Below are 701 nucleotides of genomic sequence, written 5' to 3'. Positions count from 1 at the left end.
GCCTAGGCCCGCTCCGGAGGGGCTCTTCTTTGCTCCACCCCTGGGCCTAGCACCACCACGAACGAAAGGGCCTAGCAGCCATGAGCGACACCACCAAGACCGCCGACCTGTTCTCCTTCGACCACAACGGCGAGACCTACACCTTCGAGAAGTCCCTCTCCGTCGTCCGCTCGCCGAAGTGGCTCCGTGCCAACCGCCGGCGCGACGAGCTCGACCTCACCTTCACGATCCTGGAGGAGGTCGCCGGCGCGGACGTCGTCGAGGTCATCGACGAGATGACCTCCGAGGAGTTCCAGGCGTTCGGCAGAAGCTCATGCGGGAGCTGAGCGCCGCGTTTCAGTGACCGCGTGATCCGGGCGGTGTACGGGCTCGGCTTCGCCGACCTGCACGCCCTCCTGGAGACGCTCGACGACGACGAGCACCGAGAGGCGATCGAGGCCGACCTCATCGCCCTCGGGCTCCGTCTTCGTCACGCGGGCACCGACGCCCTTGCCTGGCACGAGCTCTACGCCGTCGATCCGGCACCTCCCCCGCACCTCGGCCTTCTACCGGCGACGCACCCCGACGACCACGAGTGGTCGCTCGACGCGCTCCTCCTGGCCGAGGTCGCTGACGCCCTGAGGTCGCGAACTGGCAGCGCGGCGGAGGCCGGCGTCACGACGTACCCCAAGCCCACTTCCCCGCCCGGCGTCGAGCCGGAG

Annotated in this window: 2 protein-coding genes; both read left to right on the top strand. The window is 69.2% G+C overall.

Features of this window, described 5'->3' with window-relative positions:
• Positions 1-80: 80 nt before the first annotated feature.
• Positions 81-326 (top strand): hypothetical protein, encoded by a 246-nt coding sequence (locus tag PROKR_RS01670; protein WP_036959136.1) that lies wholly within the window; start codon positions 81-83, stop codon positions 324-326.
• Positions 327-347: 21 nt separating this feature from the next.
• Positions 348-701 (top strand): hypothetical protein (locus PROKR_RS33460; RefSeq protein ID WP_036959134.1); only part of this gene is annotated, 354 nt, incomplete at its 3' end.

The organism is Promicromonospora kroppenstedtii DSM 19349, from assembly GCF_000515355.1.
Lineage (GTDB): Bacteria > Actinomycetota > Actinomycetes > Actinomycetales > Cellulomonadaceae > Promicromonospora > Promicromonospora kroppenstedtii.
The sequence above is the reverse complement of the archived record's forward strand: the minus strand, read 5'-3'. Positions and strand labels throughout refer to the sequence as shown.

What these genes read in the sequence shown, in the direction of transcription:
- PROKR_RS01670 (WP_036959136.1), top strand. Translation starts at nt 81, where the DNA reads ATGAGCGACACCACCAAGACCGCCGACCTGTTCTCCTTCGACCACAAC.